Annotated in this window: 12 protein-coding genes and 1 pseudogene; 2 read left to right on the top strand and 11 right to left on the bottom strand. The window is 51.3% G+C overall.

Features of this window, described 5'->3' with window-relative positions:
* Window positions 1-20: 20 nt before the first annotated feature.
* The 9 genes and pseudogenes from AC0YNW_RS21395 to AC0YNW_RS21355 form a co-directional block, all read right to left on the bottom strand.
* Window positions 21-1,349 carry a response regulator gene (locus AC0YNW_RS21395; RefSeq protein ID WP_387476687.1) on the bottom strand — a complete coding sequence of 443 codons (1,329 nt, stop codon included), beginning with the start codon at window positions 1,347-1,349 and terminating at the stop codon, window positions 21-23.
* Between the two features lie 36 nt (window positions 1,350-1,385).
* Entirely contained in the window at window positions 1,386-3,221 is a 1,836-nt protein-coding gene (locus AC0YNW_RS21390; protein WP_475833679.1) for a sensor histidine kinase, read from the bottom strand.
* Between the two features lie 173 nt (window positions 3,222-3,394).
* Window positions 3,395-4,276 (bottom strand): alpha/beta fold hydrolase, encoded by an 882-nt coding sequence (locus AC0YNW_RS21385; RefSeq protein ID WP_475833678.1) that lies wholly within the window; start codon window positions 4,274-4,276, stop codon window positions 3,395-3,397.
* Between the two features lie 46 nt (window positions 4,277-4,322).
* Window positions 4,323-4,946, bottom strand: a complete 624-nt coding sequence (locus AC0YNW_RS21380; protein WP_475833677.1) for a TetR/AcrR family transcriptional regulator — start codon at window positions 4,944-4,946, stop codon at window positions 4,323-4,325.
* Window positions 4,947-5,635: 689 nt separating this feature from the next.
* Complete coding sequence (locus AC0YNW_RS21375) at window positions 5,636-11,521, bottom strand: glycosyl hydrolase family 8 (protein ID WP_475833676.1); 5,886 nt, start codon at window positions 11,519-11,521, stop codon at window positions 5,636-5,638.
* Window positions 11,522-11,762: 241 nt separating this feature from the next.
* Window positions 11,763-12,263 carry a CBM96 family carbohydrate-binding protein gene (locus AC0YNW_RS21370; RefSeq protein WP_475833745.1) on the bottom strand — a complete coding sequence of 167 codons (501 nt, stop codon included), beginning with the start codon at window positions 12,261-12,263 and terminating at the stop codon, window positions 11,763-11,765.
* A gap of 30 nt (window positions 12,264-12,293) precedes the next feature.
* A pseudogene (locus tag AC0YNW_RS21365) lies at window positions 12,294-13,532 on the bottom strand (family 8 glycosyl hydrolase); the annotation flags it as partial.
* 127 nt (window positions 13,533-13,659) lie between these two features.
* Complete coding sequence (locus AC0YNW_RS21360) at window positions 13,660-14,673, bottom strand: LacI family DNA-binding transcriptional regulator (protein WP_475833675.1); 1,014 nt, start codon at window positions 14,671-14,673, stop codon at window positions 13,660-13,662.
* 100 nt (window positions 14,674-14,773) lie between these two features.
* Window positions 14,774-16,684, bottom strand: a complete 1,911-nt coding sequence (locus AC0YNW_RS21355) for a glycosyl hydrolase family 8 (protein WP_475833674.1) — start codon at window positions 16,682-16,684, stop codon at window positions 14,774-14,776.
* A gap of 457 nt (window positions 16,685-17,141) precedes the next feature.
* Here AC0YNW_RS21355 and AC0YNW_RS21350 point away from each other — a divergent pair, with 457 nt between their 5' ends.
* Window positions 17,142-18,098, top strand: coding sequence for an iron-hydroxamate ABC transporter substrate-binding protein (locus AC0YNW_RS21350; protein ID WP_387476701.1), 957 nt, complete (start codon window positions 17,142-17,144; stop codon window positions 18,096-18,098).
* Window positions 18,099-18,211: 113 nt separating this feature from the next.
* Here AC0YNW_RS21350 and AC0YNW_RS21345 read toward each other — a convergent pair whose 3' ends face one another.
* On the bottom strand, window positions 18,212-19,012 hold the full coding sequence (locus AC0YNW_RS21345) for a TrmH family RNA methyltransferase (RefSeq protein WP_475833673.1): 801 nt from the start codon (window positions 19,010-19,012) through the stop codon (window positions 18,212-18,214).
* A 138-nt stretch (window positions 19,013-19,150) separates the two neighbouring features.
* On the opposite strand from AC0YNW_RS21345, the gene sspI reads away from it, so the two are divergent.
* Window positions 19,151-19,387, top strand: a complete 237-nt coding sequence (gene sspI / locus AC0YNW_RS21340) for a small acid-soluble spore protein SspI (protein ID WP_475833672.1) — start codon at window positions 19,151-19,153, stop codon at window positions 19,385-19,387.
* On the opposite strand, the gene AC0YNW_RS21335 is transcribed toward sspI, so the two are convergent.
* Complete coding sequence (locus tag AC0YNW_RS21335; RefSeq protein ID WP_475833671.1) at window positions 19,384-20,601, bottom strand: alpha-D-ribose 1-methylphosphonate 5-triphosphate diphosphatase; 1,218 nt, start codon at window positions 20,599-20,601, stop codon at window positions 19,384-19,386. The genes sspI and AC0YNW_RS21335 overlap by 4 nt on opposite strands.
* Between the last annotated feature and the right edge of the window lie 107 nt (window positions 20,602-20,708).

The following is a 20,708-nucleotide window of genomic DNA, read 5'->3' as shown; positions in this document are numbered from 1 at the left end:
TATTCGGATGATAGGCAATCTTACTTTTTCATCTCGCTTGGGCTGATTCCAAAATATTTTTTGAAGATTTTGCTAAAATGCTCCGGTGATTCGTAGCCGACCTGCTCCGAGATTTCATAGCGGCGCAGGTCAGTAGTCAGGATGAGCCGCTTGCTCTCCTCCATTCTCAGCTTAATGACGTATTCCCATAGATTGTAGCCTGTTTTTTTCTTGAACAAATAGCTTAAGTAGTTGGGGCTGACGTGGTTTTTTTGCGCAATTTCATTCAAGGTGAGCCCCTTCTGGGCATAGTTCTGATGAATGTACTTGCTGGAGCGCTCCACGATCATATTATTTTGCGCGGCAATCTCATCCTCCGTCGGTTCCTCCGCGGTCTGCACACCCCACTTGAAATCGCCGTAATAGAACACATAATGATCCTTGTATTCACGGCTCCACTGAATCGCCTTGTCCGCTTGCGCATGCACCTCGCCCAGAAATTCGCTGCCCTTCAGGATCTGGCTGATGCCGACGACGCAATGGAAACCCAGAAACTTATGGACGTTGAAGTGCAGGCTTCGACCGATCATCTCCAACTGATTGACCTTGTCAACGCTGGAGTCGCCATAACGCGCCTCATTCCATTGAATGACGATGCAGATCGCCTGATCCGGCGAATAGAAGGACTGGTGATCCCATTCCGCGTCCAGCAGTTCATTGGATATATTAAGCGCCGCATATTGAAGCAACAGCTCGTCTCTCTCCTGTAGCGCACGGCTGTCGGAAGCAAAATCCAGCTTCATTTTTACAACTGCATAATAAGGCCCTTTGAGGTTCGTCTCGTATTGCTTTCTCAGCTCTTCGACAACAGCCTCGCGGTCATGCGTGTCCGCAGCCAACATGCGGTTCATCAACGCTGTACGGCCCGGCAGCGGCTCCTCCATATGAAAGTGCTCTCTGAGGTCCGACATCAGCTCATCCTGGTCGCGCACCGTCTTATCCATATGAAGCAGCACATGGCGAACCGAGCTCATGAACTGTTCGCTATTGAGCGGCTTGATCAAATAATCCCGGGCTCCAAGCCGGATCGCAAGCTGAGCATACTGGAAGGTCTCATGAGCGGATATGACGATGACCTGCACCCATGGCTTGATAATTTTCGCCTGCTGCATGAGCTCGATGCCGCTCATTGAACCCATTTGAATATCGGTAACGAGCAAATCTATATTTTCCATGCGCAAATAATCCAGCGCTTCATAGCCGCTATGTGCATTGTAGATATGGCTGATATTTATGCCGGATGAGGATAAAAGCGCGGTCAGTCCTTCGCAAATAAGCGGCTCGTCATCCACGATCAGAATGTTGTACATCGTCTTCCTCCCTTTCCTGCACGAGCTATATGGAACTTAATCAAGCGGCTCCTCATAAGTCGCCGGCAATACAATAACAGCAGCTGTGCCTTCTTCCTCTCGCTTGCGATAGCTAAGCCCGAACGTATTGCCGAAGTGCAGCTGGATACGCTGATGAATATTGCGGATGCCGTACCCTAGTCTATGATCAACCTTCTCATCATTCAGCAGCTGGTCGATCGCGGCAATATTGGCTTCCTTGTAGCCGTTGTCCTCCACCTTAATCGTCACCCGCTCGCCTTCCAGCGCCGCCGATATCCGGATCTCGCCATCGTCTCCCATCAGCTTGACGCCGTGAATAATCGCGTTTTCGATCAGGGGCTGCAGCGAAATCTTCGGAATGCGAATCATTTTCACGGAATCTGGTATATTCCAGATGACCTTGAACTCGTAGGAATAACGCATCTGCTGAAGATTGACATATGCCTTGGCATGTTCAAGCTCCTCCTCAAGACGAATAAGCTCCCGCCCCCTGCTGAGGCCGATCTTCATCAGCTTCGACAGCTCCTTGATCATCTCTGCGGATTCCGTATTGCCCTCCAGCGTGCTTTTCCAATAAATGCTCTCCAGCGTGTTGTACAGCAAATGAGGATTAATCTGCTGATAGAGCAGCTGAAGCTGAGATTCCTTCGCCTTCAGGTCCATGTTGTACTTGTAATGAATCAGCGCATTCAGCCTGCGCGCCATATCATACATGGCCGACATCAGGACACCGACCTCGTCGCGTCGCCGCTTCGATGGCGTCTCCGGTACCAGCTTGCCCGGCTCATAGGTTCGGACGAACTGGGCCAGCTTCTGCAGCGGCGTCATGAGGGAACGCCAGAAGTAGACCATGATGACGGAGCCAAGCAGCATATAGGCCACCGTAATCAGCTGAATAATCCGCTTCAGCTCATTCTGCTGCTTGAGCAGCGATTGAACCGGAATCTGATAGACCAGCTTATGGCCGATCGCATCATTCTGGCTCGCAATATAGATGGAATCAGAGGTGATCATCTCATGGGTGCGGAACGGCTCCTCCAGAAATCCTTCCTTCTTGTGGCTTCTCATGCTTAGTCCATCAAGTAAGTCATCTGGCAGGTCCAGCAGCTTGCCGTTCTGCCCCGGGACCGTCGAGCTTAAGATGCGGTTGCCGGAATCGGCATACGAGATGACCCCGCTGGGCAGCGAGACGGAGCGAAGCGACTCTGCCAGCTTGATGTCCATTTTGGTAGCAATCAGCACACCCAGAAATTCCTTGCCATTGTTCACATTGCCGACCGCGCGTATATAAGCCAGCGTATTGATTTTGGCAAGTCCAAAGTTGTATTCAATAATATCCATATAACCCGAGCCTCGCTTGCTTATCGCATAATCAAACCAGGCCGGTTTTGTTTTATCAGAGAAAAAATAAACGCCTGTCTGCATAATCTGACGCTTCGGCGCAAAAAAGTAGTAATCATTGGGATCATAAATATAAAGGGAGTAATAGACGGCTTCGCCGCCATTGATAGGGATGGAATAGCTATTCAGCATGCGATCGACGCTATCGAATTTTCTGACCCGTTCAATTACTGCATCATTGCCGCTTGGAACGAGCCTTTGCGTAGTCGGATTCTGAATAATGGTAGCTGTCACCTTGTTGACTGTTTCGATATCCCGATTAATAATGGTATGATTTTGCTTGATTAACTCCACATATGCGTTCGTCACATGATTCTTAAGCAGATTCTCTGCCTGAAAGTTGCCATACCAGTGCAGAAGGAAGACAGGACTGACCATCGCAAGAAACAACAAGACGAGCTGCTGCTTCATGTTCAGTCTTGTAAGCGGGTTAATCGGGTTTCCGCGCATGACGGCTCCTCCTGTCAGTCTAGGTCGTTCGAATGTCCTATTGTTCAAATTAGAGTCATATCAGTACTATAGCAAAAAAACAGCGCTTACAGTGTAGTTAATTCTACGCTCTTCCACCCCTTGCGGGGTCCGAATCGTAGAAATACACCTAAGCGCTTTTATCCACCCTTTTCCTACTCCGCCAGAAAGCGGAACATCTCTTCGTGTACCTCCCTCGGCCGTTCGTGATTAATGCCATGTCCAGTCTGCTCCATGATCCGGTGAGCGTATTGCCCCCGTCTGATCAAGTCCACAGTACGTTTCGATACGATGCGATACTGGTCACCCAGCAGAAAGAACAGCTTGTCCTTCACCGCCGCTCCCTTCGCCTCATCATACGTCTCCACCTTATGCGGGAACATCGCCCCCTGGTTATGCGACTTCATCATCAGCACCAGATGATTGGCCAGCTTGGGATGCCGATCGAACACATCCGATTGCGGCGCGCTCAGCCGTCTGACGATGCGATGCATGTTGCGTTCCGTAGGCATCAGAATTTCAGGGAACATGAGCAGCAATGTGGAGATCATGGACTTGATGGGACTGGTCACGATTCCTCCCTCCAGACACATCGTTTTCCGAATTCGCTCAGGATGCACAGTCGTATAATGATAGGCCATGTATGCGCCATTCGAGACACCCGCCATATATACCTGATCCAGCTCAAAAAAATCAATAACCTCGCTCAGCCATTCCGTCTGGCGGAAGGACTCCTTCGTATACTGCTCGTTAGGCACGCTCTTCCCCGGTCCGCCAAGCGTATCAACCGCAATGCAGAAGTACCGCTTCGACAACTCCTTCATATTAAGCGCCCACATCACCGCCGAGTTGTCACCCACGCCGTGCAGCAGCACAAGCGGTGGATTTCCCTTGTCTCCCGCAGTGAGGCAATGCGTGCTTCCCCATTTCGAGGGAACTTCATGTGACACAGTCTCCACGCCCCACATCGCAATCAACTCGTCATAGGATGCAAGCATCTTCCGGCGAGCCTGTTCGGATTTGAACACCTTCATCATTCGTGGCCTCTTCCTTTCGCTGCGCTAGCCGCATATTGTAACGAAGCTATTTCCTCATAAAAGCCAACACCACGTCCACGTCCGGGAATGGAAGCTCGCCCGTTGTCTGGATGCGAGAGATGCCTAGCCCTTGGATGAACGAAAAATAAGCCATCGCCAGCATAAGCGGGTCGCCGTCTGCAATCTCGCCCATCCGCTGTCCTTCCATGACCATCGGCACAAAATGCTTGAACGGCTCGCCCATCTTTTCCTTGGCCATCCGCTTCGCCTCTTCAGGGATGGCGTCTGCCGCAGTCGTCTGCAGCAGATTCAGCCGCCAATGCTGCATAGCAAGACTGTCCGGCGCAAGGAACGCCTCCGTCAGCCATGTAATCCGCTGCATCGGAGTCCCCTCCAGGCGGGCAGCGAATTCGACAGCTCTGCCCGCTCCATCCGCAGCCTGCTCCACGATTCGGGTGAATATCTCATCTTTGGATTTAAAATAATTGTAGACGTAACCCTGACTAAAGCCGGCACACTCGGCAATATCCTTAATCTTGGTCCCGGCAAAGCCCTTGCGCGAGAACACATCGACCGCATGCAGCATAATTTGCCGGACACCATGCTCTTTGGCGCCGTCTTCGAAGCTGCGCTTGAAAAACTGCTGGAGCTGCTCGCTCTGAATAGACATGAAGATGCTCCTCTCATCGAGTATTGATATTAGACATTTAAGACAGTTAGAGAATATGAATGAACGTTCATTCATATTCTACTATAATATGGATCTTAATAGCTAGAACTATTTTCCTATACCTATTTAACAGCTCCCTAGACAACTCCCCTCCAACAAGAAAGGTCGGTGTACCACGAGGGAAGCAACGGATAAGTCATTCCCAAACGTTGAATGAAAAAGCCTTCAAAACCACCGGAAAGTGGGTTTGAAGGCTTCTCTCTTGCTTGAAATCTTGTCTACCATAGGGGCTGTAAAATCATAAATGACCTTTGAGACAGCTCCTGTTTTTGTTGGTTTATGAGTCGCAAGTTATTGTTTGTCAGCAGCTCCGGGGTAGCTCTAAGCCGTGTTTTACAGCTTACAGATGCTCGAGGCGCGGCCACGAATGCTCTAAGCCGATTTTCTCGGCTTGCAGACGCTCGGGGCGCAGCACATGGATGCTCTAAGCCGAGATTCTCGGCTTGCAGATGCTCGGGACGCGGCCACGAATGCTCTAAGCCGGGTTTCTCGGCTTGCAGCTCAGCTTTCCTCTCGGCTCACACTGAGACTGTCTCAAAAAGTATCGTTAGATGACTGAGGGACGCCCCTTCTTACAACTAATGGCACAACCATTCGCTTTTAGGACAGTCTCCTCAGTTTCGTGTGAATTATTTCTTATTAAGCAGATCAAACACTTTCAAGATGACCTTAGCCGCTTCAGCTCTGGTTGTTTTGTCATCTGCGGCAAATTTGCCGTTGCCTTTCCCCTCCATAATGCCCTGCTTCTGCATAGCATCAATGGCCCATTTCGCCCAGCTTGGCATGCTGGCATTGTCGGCGAACGAGGTTTGCGCGTTCGCTTGCTCCGCCGCATGTAATGCCCTGGCGATCATGACGGCCATCTCGGCGCGAGAGATGAGCGCTTTCGGACGGAAGGTGCCGTCCTCATAGCCTTGAATGATGCCGGCCTTCACAGCCAGCTGCACCGATTCTTTAGCCCAGCCGCTGATGGAAGTCTCGTCGGCGAATCCAGGCGCCGCCTGATCTTCCTTAAGTCCTAAGGCTTTTACAATCAGATGTGCGAATTCTTCTCTCGTAATCTGACCTTCCGGTCGGAAGGTACCGTCCGGATATCCCGTAATCAGACCAAGCGCAACCGCACGTTCGATGGTTTGCTTCGCCCAATGTCCGGCAATATCGGCCAGTACAGGCGTATTCGGATCGACAGGATTGGTCGGTCCTTCTCCTTCCTCGCCAGGATCCGTATTTCCTCCCGGCTCTGTACCTGTGCCCGGATTTGGTTCGATGCTTGCGACAAGCGTCTTGACCAGACGCAGGTTGCTGGCCTTCGATTGATTGCCCGCTGCGTCATAGGCAATAACCAAGTACGCATATTGCGTGTTCGATTTCAGCCTCGTATCTCTGAACTTCGTATCGGTCGTCGTTGCGATCTCCACATCATCACGATAGATCTTGTAGCCCGCTACTCCGAGATTATCCGTAGACGGCAGCCAGCTCAGCTCAATCGTCGAGGATGATGTAGCTCTGGCCTGATCAATGACCGCTGCGGTCGGCGCTTCCGTGTCCACAATTGTAGGCGTCCACCAGTTGCCGGATGTTACGATCATGCTGAGCAAACGAATGTTATTGCTGAAATATACCGTATCCTCCGTAGAAGGCGATACATTGTAATCCCACAGGTCATTCAACCACTTCTGATTGGATGCATCCAGCATCGCTCCGACCATGAACGGCGCGGTAAAGGTCAGGTCAGTCCATTCCGCAAGCTCTTTTGTTCCATCCAAGGTATACCCGCTCTTGATGTTGGATGGTTTATCTCCCGATTTCTTGCGAATCCATTCTGTCATTTTGTTCAGTTGGTCTTTGGCTCTGCTTTCCCTTGTAATAAGGAAGTCCGTGCCGAGGCGCCATGGCGTTCTCGCAGAGTTGTAATAGTAATCGCCGTCATTCTCCGATTCCAGGAATCCAGGCGGCGCCGGAATGAAGGCCTCGCCATCGCGAATGACGAAATCCGGGATAAGTCCCGTCTCCTTACTATGCGATTGATAAAGCCCGTTCAGGATGCTGTACGTACTGTCAATGACTTGATCCCAGCGCTTATCGCCCGTTACCACACGGAAATCTTTCAAGTGCTGCAGCATCCAGTCCGATGGCCTTGTTGCGCTTCCCCACTTGCCCGAGGTTGCCCAATCCGCCAGACGCAGCGTCCAATCGGACTTGTTCACTTCGCTGTCCATAATGGCGTTAATCAGCGTTTTTGCTTCTTCAAGATAATTAATATCTCCCTTGCTGCCCCACTGGCTATGGGCCAATAGCAAGGCATACGCGATATCCAAATCCCCGTCGGTTGCGGAATCCACGCCGCTGACGCTTAGAATTTCCGAGCCTGTATCGCCTTGCTTCCAAGCCATGAGCGCAGGATTGATTTCGCTCGGATGGGCTTTGAAGTAGTGGAACATGGCGTCAAAATCAGCCTTCGATTCTTCATCGTTCTGAGCCATTAATGCCAGAATCAACATGCCATAGCCATGCGCTTCCGATACCGTAATCGGCATGAAGGTAATGTCGCCTTCCGTCTCTTCTTCAAACCAGCTACCATCCGCATACCACACATACTTTTCAGTGGTTGTCGTATTGTACGGATTCGTCTTCAAGTATTTCGCTTTCCATTCCTTGAACAGCTTCAGCACAGTTGCATCCATCTGCTCTTGCGTCACATGATTCGGCTTGATGCTGCCTTCCGCATAAGCGGTGTGCTGAGGGAACGGCTTGAACGGACCTTCGCCATCTTTGCCGGAGAGTGTTTTAACTTCCGCACTATTGCTGGCGAGCGATTCAATATTTTCCGGGCTAAAGGCTTTGACGCTATAACGATAGGTCTTGCCCGGTGTCAGTCCGTTATCGATATAGGATGTGATGTTCCCCGCTACTGTAGCGATCTTCACTGCATCCCGGTACACCTGGTAGCCGCTAACCTCCACATTGCCGGAAGAAGCTGTCCATGACAGGTTCACCTGATATTCCGAGACCGCAGTTCCCTTCAGCCCAGTAGGCGCGGATGGCGGCTCTTCGTCCACGGGACCTTCGATGGTCGTCACCTCGACCGCGTCGGAGTTTATTCTAGCCCCAACAGCTTTGACGATAAAGTCGTATTTTTTGGCCGGGTTCAGCCCCTTCACCTCAAAGCTGTACGACTTCTGGCCAGCCTTAGCAGGAATATATTCGCTCCAATGCGTCAGCACCTTATCGTTCTTCTCGTAGATTCGGAATCCTCTGACCGGCTCATCGCTGGTCGATGGCGTGTTCCAGGTCAATGTTGCCGTTGTACCGTCGAGCTTCAACTCTACCGACTCTGGCACAGCCGGCTTCACGTCGGTTCTCTTAATGCCGTACTTGTCGTATTCCAACAAGCCGTTGCCTACCGTGCCCGCCTTCCCTTCATCGTCAACGGCAGCCGTATACGACTTGAAGGACAGCACCTCTTGCGTGATCGAGACATCGGTAAACATCTTTTTGGATGGTTGTTCATTCACATCCGCGAAGAAATGATCGTATAGAACCGGATTGCCGTTTTCGTCCAGCTTCACAATCGCATTCCAATTCTCGTCGAACTCATACTGATACTCCGCTTTCTGATAAAACTTATTACCCAGTGCATTCGGCATCAAATAGATCGTGCCTTTAGGATTAACCGCATTACCGTTAGCATCGAATGTGAGCGCAGAACGCGGCACCACCTCGTTGCCGTACATCTGGAAGGAACGCATATACATATGGTCATGCGCCTCGAATACCATATCGATGCCCAGCTCATCGAATACCGGAATCAGATGCTGACGGTAGAATTGTACGCGGGCGTCTTCGTACTTCGAAGAATTGTCGCCGGAGGCGTACGGGCTCTTATGGAAGGTGACAAACTTCCATTTCTTATCGGACTTCGCTACCGTATTGCGCATCCAATCCAGCTGAGCGCGGAATTCCGGATCTTCCCAATCAATGCTTTTGCCGTCGGAAGCCAGCCCGCCCTCGAATTGCGAATTGAATACCATATACAAGGCGTCGCCGTATTCGAACGAATAGACGGAGCCCTCATGCGTGCCTTCTACTACCTGCTGCGGCACATTGAAGTGATGATAGAAATTGTTGCTGTCGGTTGTGACATCGCCGTCGTAGTCATTCACCTCATGGCCGCCAAGTACAGGCACATACGGCACTTTCAGCAAGGTGTCCTCGGCTACGCTCAGCATCCATTGCCATTGCGTCTCCAGGTCGCCATTGTCCACCAGATCCCCGGCTACGATAATAAACTTCGGATCGCCGATGAAATCGGCAGCCTTCTTGAACGTATCGGCCCATGGCTCGAAATTGGTCAGCGTGGACGCTTGCGAATCCGCGCCTACAATGAACCGGTAATCCTGATGCTCGGCCGCATCCGTCGTGAATGTGCCGATCTTGCTCCAGGAGCCTGCCTCGCCGTTGCCGAGACGGAACTTGTACGTCGTCCCCGGCTTGAGGCCGTCCGCAATCGCCTTATGGCTGTAGAATTTCGTCTTCGCATTGGTCGCCCGATCTGCGGCGATCATATACGTCTCTACGACATCCTCTGTTCCTTCGAATACAAACGTGCCGTCCACAGGGAAGTTGCCCCCTTGAACCTTGCTCGCTTCAGCAACCTCGGCAACGGTGCCCGTCGAAGAATCCGTATACCAGGCAAATCCGATGCTGGTGCGCGGGTCGCCGTTAAATGACATCGTCATAAGCTTCGGCTTAAGCGGCGACTCCGCCACTTGGAAGCTCCATACAAAGTCTTGATTTAACGGAACGCCATCAGTGCCCTTTATCATTTCTTTAGGAATCGTTACGGTATACGTCTCTCCGTAAGTAAGTGCAGGCGCCGTTATGTTCAGCGTATCCCGCTTGGCGCTGTCAACCGCAGCCGCTACATCCTTCACAGCCGCTTGCTTGGAATCCGCCAAGCGTACCTGACCGTTGCCTGTTACGGCAATCTCCTTGCTGAATTGAACGCTAAGAGGTGTCGCCGGGTCCACATTTATGGCCTTATGCGCTGGCGTTGCAAAAATCGCAAGCGTTGGGATTACGACTTCCCCACCGTTCGAATCCCCTTTGATCGCCACATTGCTAATGTAGCTGGAGCCCGATGCTCCCACAGCCGCATTGCTCGCCGTGTTGGTCGGCGTCGTGGACGTGACGACCCAGCGGATGTAAAGCATATCGCGGTCGTCCGCCTCTGCTGGCAGAGGCTGTTCAATGAGCTGAGCAGTTGAGGCATAGCTGCCGTTCACAAGCTTCAGCTGCGTCTGCGGCACGTCCTTCCATTCTGTACCGTCAACGCTGTATTGCAGTTTGAAATCAGCAGGACCCGATCCCGATGAGCGCTGCTTGGACGATACTTTAATCCCCTCATGCCCTTTTGTCGGGAGAGCCGCCACCCAATATTTCGACCCGGTTCCGTTGTCCCAGCCCTGGTATTGCACGCTGTTCTCCGATGAAGAGTTGGTCACCGCTTCAAAGCTTGGTCCGCCAACGGCGCGAAGTGTGGCCGCGCTGCTGTATACGCCTTCCGTAGACTTATGGATGCCGGCTTGGCCTTCCTCAGCACGGAAGCTGGACCATGCAGCAAGCGTATCCGCCGCTTTATCCTTTGTCTTCACGATAACGGCAGCGCTTTTGGCCGACTCGTTATCTCTGGCATCATAAGCGCTAATCTCGTAGGAGTAAGAAGTCGCCAGCTTCAATCCAGAATCGGTGTACGTCGTGCCCGATGTATCGCCTACTTTCACATTGTCGCGATAAATAGAGTAGCCGGTTACGGCTTCATTATCAGTGGATGCATCCCATGACAAGGCAATCGACTGATGGGTCAAAGCCGTTCCTTTGACATTAGCGGGAACGGACGGTGCTTCTTCATCCACGATGATGACAGCGCCATCTACTGCCTTTCCTTTCAGAACGACATCATGCAGTGTGCTGACGCCCCATTCCCCGATTACTCCCCGATCCGGATTAGCTACATGGGTGGATGAGATCACCCAGCGGATGTAGACTTGATCCTGATTAGCAAGGTAGGCAGGCAGCGCTTCATCGACCAGTCTGCACTTGTCGCTGGAGCATGTGCTGGACGGAGGCAGCTCCAAATCCTTGATTTTCGTCCAAGTTGTCTGATCTGTGCTGACCTCCACTGCAAAGTCCTTCGGCCCGGAATTGCCCGACCGCTGCCACGAGGACAATGTCAGATTTTCAAAGTTTTTGGTAGACACGGCAACCAGCCAATACTTGGTTCCTACCCCGTCCCGCCATTCTACATATCCAGGCTGACCCGGATCATATTTTGCACCGCCTGTAATGCTCAGCTCTGCATCTGCACGGTTGACGCCTCCGCTTGCCGGGCGGGCCGGATCGGCGCCTAGCGCCGCCCCCGTCCATTCTGCTATCGTATACACTTCATCCGCAGCGGGAGCCGCGTAAGCCCGGTTCATGCCGAAGCCCGCACCGCCTATTGTTCCTGCAAACATGATAAACACCATGATAATAGCTATTGCGCGTGATATTCTATGAGCGGATCTCATGGGTATAAACAAGATGATTCCTCCTCTTCTCATGGGGTTCAAATGCTGCGTACCCGTGTGCCCTCGTATTCTGTTGATGCCTTGCTTCTAGGACAACTATAGCTCCCAACTATTACAGCAGTGTCAACCAAATATAGAGATGTTGTAAAGGGGGAGTGCTGCATGCTGGCAAACGTGATGCCAGCTCTTAGCCTCCATTAATAAGGAGAACCGGACGTTTGGATGCAGTGGAGTTTTCTTTGGTCGCCAGAACCGCTCCGGCATCATGATCAATCCCCACTATACGGAACGAAACGGTGTCGCTCGATTGCGAATTGACGAATGAAGTTACATCCAGGTAGATGTAGCCGGCCGTTCCGGTTGCCGTAGCCGAACCTTGGGATACGCCTGCTTCTGTCGGCTGATTCGCAAAGGTGATCGAAGCTTCAGACCAAGTGTTATTATTAATGCCGAATGCCCGGATCGGCACGGAAGCAGCATTGCTATGCACGCTCTCCACATACAGCCTGATCTTGGCCGAAGTAATCGGACCGGTCACCGAGGATTTGATAAACTTCAAATAGCCTTGTCTTGCAAAAGAGAGATTCGGATCGTTCTTCTTCACGGTCATCGAGGTTTCCGTGCTGTAATTGATCGTGCTGTACGTGCCGCCTCTTACATACGTGTCCGATACGACAGGCAAGGTCACGCCGCTGGTCGAGCCGCCGCCCTGCGCAGTAGGCTTCCACCAGTTGCCTGAGATGTAGAGCAGGTTAAGCATATTGTACGAGTCGCTGAAATAGCTGGACTTCGCATTTTTCATATAATCCCAGCCTGCATTCACCCATGCCTGGTTGCCGCTGCTAGCTGTAGCTCCGGAGATGAATGGAGAAGTGAATACAGCGGAGCTGTATGTGTTAAGCGCCGTGCCGCTAAGCGAGTAACCCGCCTTTACATTAGTTGGATTATTGCTTGCTGCGCCTTTTATCCAGTTCGACATTTTATCCACGATTGTCTTGCCGCGCGTCTCGCCGTACATGGCATAGTCCATGACCATTCTGAGCGGTACTCTGGCTGCATTGTAGTAATATTGGTTGGTCTGCTGGAACTCGTTCAGGAACCATTCCGGAGCAGGCTGAGCAGGACTGTTAATGATAAAGTCGGAGATTAGTCCCGTAGTCGGCGCATACGTATTGCTCACTTGGGAATAAGCCGTATAGAGCGCATTGATGACATTCAGCCACGTATTGTCCCCAGTCACATCGTAGAAAGCGCGCAGATGGCTCATCATCCAGTCCGAAGGTCTGGAATTGTGAGTTGTCTTCGAGTCCCAGTCTCCCAGATTCAGACGATTGTTGTTCGTTACGTTGCTCGATTTGATCGCATTGATCATCTTGGTCGCTTCTTGCAAGTAGTTGATCGTACCGCCCGATCCCCATTGGTTATGGGCCAAAATAAGCGAATACGCAATATCCAGATCGCCATCCGTTGCCGAGCTGAAATTGCCCTGTGCATTCACATGGTCGGCTACGACCCAGCCCATCAGATTGGAGTTAACAGAGCTTTTGAAAGCTCTTGCTGTCTTGAACAATCCGTCATAGATCGTTTTGGCATTGGCATCATGACCAGCCATCAGCGCGGTAATAATCATGCCGTAGCCCTGTCCCTCGGAAGTGCCAAGCGGTACGAATCCGCCTGAGCTGCCTGTAATCTCACCCTTGACATAGTAGCCGCCCGGCAAAGAGGCAAGATTGTTTTTCAGATACTTCCCTTTCCAATAGTCATAGTAGGATGCGACCGATGCATTCATAGCTGCCTGGGTTACATGATTGGGCTTAATAATGCCGGAATAGGAAACTTGCTGTGGGAAAGGGCGCAGCTCACCCGCTCCATATGCTGTATCTAATAGTAATGATTGCGTTTTCATTAAAGTCATGAGCAAAGCCATTACAAGGCTTATCATCATGACTTTCCTCATTGTCTTACCTCTTTTCAAGTCTTTCCCGCAATTAGCCAGATTCGTGTTCATCACGACACCTCCAACGGTTTTTATGAGACTTGAAGAGAAGAAATCGAGCAAGCCTTGCTCATCGCTATGCTATTCCTTACTGCCCAGTGTGAATCAGCCTTCTCGTAGATTCTCTAACGATCAATTCCGGTTGAAGCTTGATATGCTCCACCGCATCATGATGATGCTCTTCCTTGCTCCCGATCTGCTTGAGCAGCAGCTCGATCGCTTGTGCGCCGATCGATTCGACGGGCTGGCGCACGGTTGTTAGCAATGGACGAAGCTGAGTCGCGAACAACTGGTCGTCATACCCGACGACTGATACATCATCCGGTATACGGAGGCCGTTGTTCTTCAGCGCGTCCATGACGCCGAATGCCATCATATCATCCCCGGCAAAGACAGCCGTCGGAAGACTTCCCGACTTGATCCAGCGCTCCGCAATCTCGTATCCCGACGGAATATCGAAGTTGCCTTGCTCAATCCGGGGTTCAAGTCCCGCTTCCTTCATAGCTTCCTTGTAGCCGCGAACCCTCTCTTTGCTGCTTAGGAACGAATCGGAACCGCATATATGAGCGATGGAGATATGTCCAAGATCAATCAGATGTCTCGTCGCCTCGTAGCCGCCGCGGAAGTTGTCCACTTGCACAGACGGCGCGAGGGAATTCTCCTGCTGATTGTCGACGAGGACGTAAGGGATATTTTTGCGCGTCAATTCTTGCTCATATCTCTCTTCGTTAATCGGGGACAGCACGATCATGCCGTCTACCCGATCCTCTTGAAATATAGCATTATGCATATCATTTTCATCTTCTTGCGAGATGAAGAGCGCCAACAAGTAGTGATGCTCCGCCATCTTATCATTGATTTCCTTCACTACGGCATCGAGGAAAGAGTCGTTCAGCGTCATGATCGCAATGCCGATAACCCCTGTTTTCCCCCGTGCCAGGCTGCGGGCAGCGGCGCTAGGAGAATAACCCAGCTCCTTCATGGCATGAAGAACCTTCAACCGATTCTTCTCCCGCACCGTTCCCGCGTTATTAATGACCCGTGACACCGTCACAACTGATAGTCCTGACTTCCGTGCCACGTCGAATATGTTCACTTTCATCCGTGCTTCTCTCCTTGCGATAGTCCGCGTATCTCTTTACGATATCACATTTTGAGTGAAGTTGGCAGTACCGCTGCCTGGCACGGATCGAATCGATGTCTTAGGCGCTCGCAAGCGTCCTTAGTAATGTGATGGCTTCTGCGCGAGTAAGCGCAGCATCCGGTCCGAACGGCTGCGATTGCGGCTGGAACAACCGGGCGCCCGCTTCGCCAAGAGCCAGAATGGATGGTTTGGCCCAAGCTGGTATAGCAGCATCATCCGAGAAGCCCGTTGCTGCAGATTCAGCCGACAGCTCCAGCTTCCTCGCGGATGCCAGCAATACGGCCGCTTCTGCTCTCGTCAGCTTCTGCGACGGCAGGAATTGTGCTCCGAAGAGGCCATTCGCAATTCCCGCTTCTACGAGCTGTGCTACATAGCGGTTAGCCCAAGGCGCGATGGCTGCCTTGTCTTCGAATGTCAGCGCAGCTCCATTGCCATTCAGCTTCAGCGACTTCGCCAGCATGACGGAGAATTCAGCACGGGACACGCCTTCATCCGGCTTGAATGTGCCGTTCGGGTAACCGTTCACGATGCCCTCTGCAAGCGACTTTACGATATCCGCTTCAGCCGCGTGGCCTGCAATATCGGTAGAAGCTACGCCCGTCGGCGACCACCAGTTGCCAGACACTACGATCATGCTAAGCAGGCGGATCGAGTTGCCATAGTAATAGCGCCATTCCAGTGCGACGGAGTTTGCTTCCTCTGTGTGGTAATCCCACAGATCGTTCAGCCACTGCTGATTGCTCTTGTCGATCATCGCGCTGACCATGAGCGGAGCCGTAAATTCAAGGCCGCCGTCCCACTCGCTCAGCTTCGTCTTGCCGTCAAGCGAATAGCCGGACCATACTTCATATGGTGCGGTATGCTTCTCAGATACAAATGTGTTCAGCGTAGACAATTGATCATACGCTCTCTTATCGCCCGTCAGCAGGAAGTCGGACGCAATCCGCCAAGGCGTGCGGCAAGAGTTGTAGTTATACGCGCCGTCGAATTCCGACTCCAGGAAGTGCCCGCTTTCTGTCGTCCACTTGAATTCCGATACCGGCTTGTATGTGCCGTCCGCATCGCGATAGACGAAGTCCGGCAGCAATCCCGTTTTCGGGCTGTACGTCTTGTGTACATCATTAACGATGCCGTATGTTGTCTCAAGCACATTCAGCCAGCGCTTGTCGCCAGTCACTTTGTAGAATTCCTTCAAATGCTGAAGCATGAAGTCCGAAGGACGAGTAGCCGGCTTGAAGCTTGGCTCGCTGTCAGAGATCGGAACCCAGTCACCCAATTGCAGGTGGAAGTGCTCTGGATGAACTTCGCTCTCCATGATCGCATTGATCACTTTGACCGCTTCGCCCTTGTAGTTAATCGCGCCTGCGCTGCCCCATTGCTTATCGGCAAGCAGCAAAGCGTAAGCAATATCCATATCGCCGTCGATAGCGGAGTCGGTGCCGTTCACGTCGATGATTGCGCCATCGCGGTCAGCCTGCTGCCATGCCATCAGGTCAGGATGAAGCTCGCTCGGATGTGCGCGGAAAAACCGGTACATGCCATCGAAAATCCCTTTCGCTTCCGGATCATGTCCCGCCATTAGCGCAGTAATCATCATGCCATAGCCATGTGCTTCAGATACGGTAATGGCATCCCCGTTCCAGCCGCCGTCGTTGTACCAGATATAATACTGGCTGTTATCGTACGGGTTTTTCTTGATGTATTTCAGCTTGTATTGGTCGTACAGCAATGCAACCTCGGCATCCATCTGCTTCTGGGTCACATGGCTCGGCTTGATGCTTCCTTCCGCATAGCTCATATGCTGTGGGAAGGGTCTAAGCGGCTTATCCGACTCGCCCGAGCCGCTAGCAGCGCTTGCGGCATATCCAATCGGTGCCAAGGTAAGAGATAAGGCCAGGGCAACGACCAACACCATGATGGAGATAATCGCCACAGGTGAGTAAGGCTTGTAGGAATCACGAATCTTCATGTTCTTCATCACTGCCTTTCAGTAAATAGTTGAGAACTAAAAATTTAAGCGCTTTAACTTTTGATGTGCTTAACTCCCTTGCTACTGAGCTTCTCTCACTCCCTTCGATATGAAAGCGCTTATATACGTATTGTAAAATCGTGCTAATTGAAAGTCAATAAGAAAATTAAAGCGTTTTAACTTTTCGTTCAAAACGCACAATAGACGGGCTATTTTTAACACTGCGCCAGGGCTGTTCCGATCATCCTATTCAAAAATAGCTTCATTAATAGCTTTATTATTTGATTCATTCATTGCTTCATTAATAGCTATATTTATGGCCCGCCAATAAAGATTGATAAGTTTGTGTAAAGCGAATTTGTTTGACAACCTGATTCGGAATGTGATTTAATATCCTATGCATATAATGAGAATGACTATCATCATCAACATCTACAGAAGGGTTGGCGTTCCAACAATGAGTCGAAAGTTACTTGCTCCATTTATTCTTATGATGGTGTTGATCATCAGCGCGTGCGGAAGCAACAATACCGCTAGCAATCCATCTCCATCCCCAAGTGCGAGTGAATCCACAGCCCCCGATGCTGGCAACAACGGCAATAGCGGGACGATTACTTATCAATCCGAGCTTGGCCCGGTAGAAGTCCCTGCTAATCCGCAGCGTATTGTCGCGCTATCCAGCGCACCAAATTTGCTCTCGCTCGGCGCTAAGCTCGTCGGGGTCGACGAGTGGACTTACGGCAATCCCCTCTTCACAGAGATGTTGACAGATACGGCTGTTGTGTCTGATACAAACCTGGAAAAGATCCTGGAGCTGGAGCCGGACCTGATTCTGGCCGGGGCTCAACTGAACAACATCAGCAAATTGCAGGAGATCGCGCCTACAGTTGTGTATACATGGGGCAAAAACGATTACCTGACGCAGCAGCTGGAAGTCGGCAAGCTTATCAATAAAGAAAAAGAAGCGCAGGCTTGGATCGAAGATTTCACCAAACGCGCTGAAGAACTGGGCAAGAAGGTTAAGGAGAAAATCGGCGAAGACGCAACCGTATCGGTAATTGAAGTTGGCGACAACAAGACGTTCTATGTATTCGGTAATAACTTTGCCCGCGGAACTGAGCTGCTGTACCAAGCGATGGGGCTGAATATGCCGGAAAAAGTAAAACAAGACGCGCTTGAAAGCGGCTTGTTCACACTATCGACTGAGGTGCTGGACCAATATGCCGGCGATTGGATTATCCTGAGCCGCAACTCGAAGGCTGACGTTTCCTTCATGGAGCTGGAGACATGGAAGAACATCCCTGCAGTCAAGAACGGCCACGTCATCGAGATCGACACAGAAGCTTCTTCTTATAGCGACCCTACTACTCTTGATAATCTGTTTAAGATTTTTGAAGAAGGGTTTTTGAAGTAAAGACGTTATAATTGTCAAAAAGACCGAGATCGCTTAGCGCGAATCTCGGTCTTTTTGTTTGTTTCTTATAAGGCATTGGTGAACATTGTGCCTTCAATCAGTCACATTTAACATTAGCCAAACTTCCGCTGCCGCAAAGCCTCGAACAGCAGTACCGTTGTCGCCATTGCGACGTTAAGCGACTCCGCGCCGCCCTCCATCGGGATGATGACCGATTCGTCGACGAGCGCCCGTACTTCCGGGGACAAACCCTCGGACTCGCTGCCCATCAGCAGCCATGTCGGCTGGCGCCAGTCGTAACCGTAGCAGCTATGATCGGCTTGCAAGCTGGTGCCGATTGCTTTCGCCCCGGCCGCTCTTGCTTGCGGGAGCATCTCCGTCAGATCGCCTTGAATAATGGGAAGATGGAATAGCGAACCCATCGTCGAGCGAACCGTCTTCGGATTATAGAGATCGACACAGCCCTGCCCCAGCACAACCGCATCCGCGCCAGCGGCATCTGCGCTGCGAATTATGGTCCCGACATTGCCGGGATCACGGACCCCATCCAGCGCAATGACCAGACTTGTGGAGCCCAACAGCTTGTTCATCGGCATGTCCGGCTTGCGAAGCACGGCAAATACCGGGGGCGGCGTATCCGTGCCGGTACACTTCCCCATCACAGCTCGGGACGCACTGATCCATTCCGCATTTGACTTATCCGTCAAAGCCATGTCCTCAAGCTCGGCAGGCATGCCGCGCTCTTCATCATAGACAATTTGCAGGACTGCCGCCTCAGACTTAACGGCCTCTTGTATGAGATGCACGCCTTCAATAATAAATTGACCCTCGCGGTCACGATTTTTCTTTACCAGCAAGGAAGCCCAATGCTTGACCTTGTCATTCTGTGGTGAGCCTATGTATATATGATTCATATCGCGCATCGAAAATAACCTGACCTTCCATCGTTCATTTCGTAGGTACAGTATACCATAACCTGCGCCACGGATGCCTTTCTCCGTTGCTGGGCATAGTAAGATTGCACAATTTTGAACCTTAGGAGGTACAACATCTTGCAAATCATCGATCTTCGCCAAGCGATTGTCAATCGCGTCCACGATAACACCAAAGAGCAGCTTACCGAGGTTATTGTCGATTCCGTCGATCACGACGAGAGGGCTTTACCCGGACTAGGCGTGTTGTTCGAGATGATCTGGAAGGAATCAAGCTCATCGGAGCAAAGCCAGATGGTCGAATCGCTCCATCGCCATCTTCATCAAGAGGATGCAGGCAATCCGTCTCCGTCCTAATATCTGACATCCGCAGCATACACATGTACGCCGTCCACGATCGCATCAGTGACCCAAGGCATTCCTTGGAACCGGTCGACTACAATGAGGTCGGCGAATTTGCCCTTTTCAATGGATCCAAGCTGATCGCTGGCGCCTAGCGCCTCAGCAGGATGCAGCGTTGCCATACGCACTGCGCCAGGAAGATCTGTTATGTGTTCATCTGCTAATTTGAACAGGGCAGCAAGCATGGATGAGGGGTGGTAGTCAGAGCATAAGATGGCTGCCGCTCCTGATCGGATCGCCTCCGAGGCACTTAGATTGTGATCATGCGAGCCTCCCCTTACGACATTGGGAGCTCCTACACAAACGGACATTCCTTGCTCCATGCCGTATATCGCGACTTCCATCGTAATCGGGAATTCGCTTACGGATACGCCATAACTCCGGTTATCATCGACCTTCTCCAAGGTATCATCATCATGAGAAGCGATAGCCATCCCTTTATCTATGGCCAATTGGCATAACTCCCGCAAGCGGTTCCAGTCTACGCTTTGCTGCTTCACCATCAAATCATCGACAATTTGCCTGACCTCTTCGATGCTTACACCCTGATTTTTCATCACATAAGCCTCGAATGACCCTGGCTTGCGGTATTGACCTTGACCCGGAGAATGGTTCATGAACGATAAATAATGAATCTTGCCCTCTTCTATGAATCGTTCGATTATCGGCAGACCATCCCGGTGCGTGACTTCATAGCGCAGATGCACGCGATTGCGAATCATGGACCGCTGTTTGCTGTATCGGTGAATCAGCTCCACCATCTCCGTCAGCAAATGATCCCCTCTCAAGCTAAGACCGACTCCCAGCGACAAGGAATGATACATCGTCGTAATGCCGTGAACAGGCAGCTTGCGCTCAAATTCCAGAAACGCCATATCGAGCGGAAACAGCGTATTCGGTCTCGGCTGCACTTCCTTCTCAATCGCATCACAGTGAATATCAATCATTCCAGGCATCACGTATCTCCCGACCGCTTGCAGAACCGCCGCATCCCCATTCCAGTGTTCGAACCAGTGCTTCTTGTCTTTCTCTTCAATAATCGCCGCAATTCGTCCATTCTCCACGGCAATCGAAGCCTGAATAATCCGATCTTGCAGGACGACATTGCCATCTGTAATCAGCAATTTGCCGCCTGGACATGAACTTCCGGGATGTGAAGGCCTAAGCATGGGACTTCGCTCCTTATTTATATAAATTGTTAATTTTAGCATATCATAGTATTTATTCCATGCAAAATCAATCCATCCTATACCCTTCTATCCGCATAAAAAAACCG

Source organism: Paenibacillus sp. J31R120 (assembly GCF_056269225.1).
The sequence above is the reverse complement of the archived record's forward strand: the minus strand, read 5'-3'. Positions and strand labels throughout refer to the sequence as shown.

What these genes read in the sequence shown, in the direction of transcription:
- AC0YNW_RS21360 (WP_475833675.1), bottom strand. Translation starts at nt 14,673, where the DNA reads ATGAAAGTGAACATATTCGACGTGGCACGGAAGTCAGGACTATCAGTT.
- AC0YNW_RS21355 (WP_475833674.1), bottom strand. Translation starts at nt 16,684, where the DNA reads ATGAAGATTCGTGATTCCTACAAGCCTTACTCACCTGTGGCGATTATC.
- AC0YNW_RS21345 (WP_475833673.1), bottom strand. Translation starts at nt 19,012, where the DNA reads ATGAATCATATATACATAGGCTCACCACAGAATGACAAGGTCAAGCAT.
- AC0YNW_RS21395 (WP_387476687.1), bottom strand. Translation starts at nt 1,349, where the DNA reads ATGTACAACATTCTGATCGTGGATGACGAGCCGCTTATTTGCGAAGGA.
- AC0YNW_RS21335 (WP_475833671.1), bottom strand. Translation starts at nt 20,601, where the DNA reads ATGCTTAGGCCTTCACATCCCGGAAGTTCATGTCCAGGCGGCAAATTG.
- AC0YNW_RS21375 (WP_475833676.1), bottom strand. Translation starts at nt 11,521, where the DNA reads ATGTTTGCAGGAACAATAGGCGGTGCGGGCTTCGGCATGAACCGGGCT.
- AC0YNW_RS21385 (WP_475833678.1), bottom strand. Translation starts at nt 4,276, where the DNA reads ATGATGAAGGTGTTCAAATCCGAACAGGCTCGCCGGAAGATGCTTGCA.
- AC0YNW_RS21380 (WP_475833677.1), bottom strand. Translation starts at nt 4,946, where the DNA reads ATGTCTATTCAGAGCGAGCAGCTCCAGCAGTTTTTCAAGCGCAGCTTC.
- AC0YNW_RS21350 (WP_387476701.1), top strand. Translation starts at nt 17,142, where the DNA reads ATGAGTCGAAAGTTACTTGCTCCATTTATTCTTATGATGGTGTTGATC.
- AC0YNW_RS21390 (WP_475833679.1), bottom strand. Translation starts at nt 3,221, where the DNA reads ATGCGCGGAAACCCGATTAACCCGCTTACAAGACTGAACATGAAGCAG.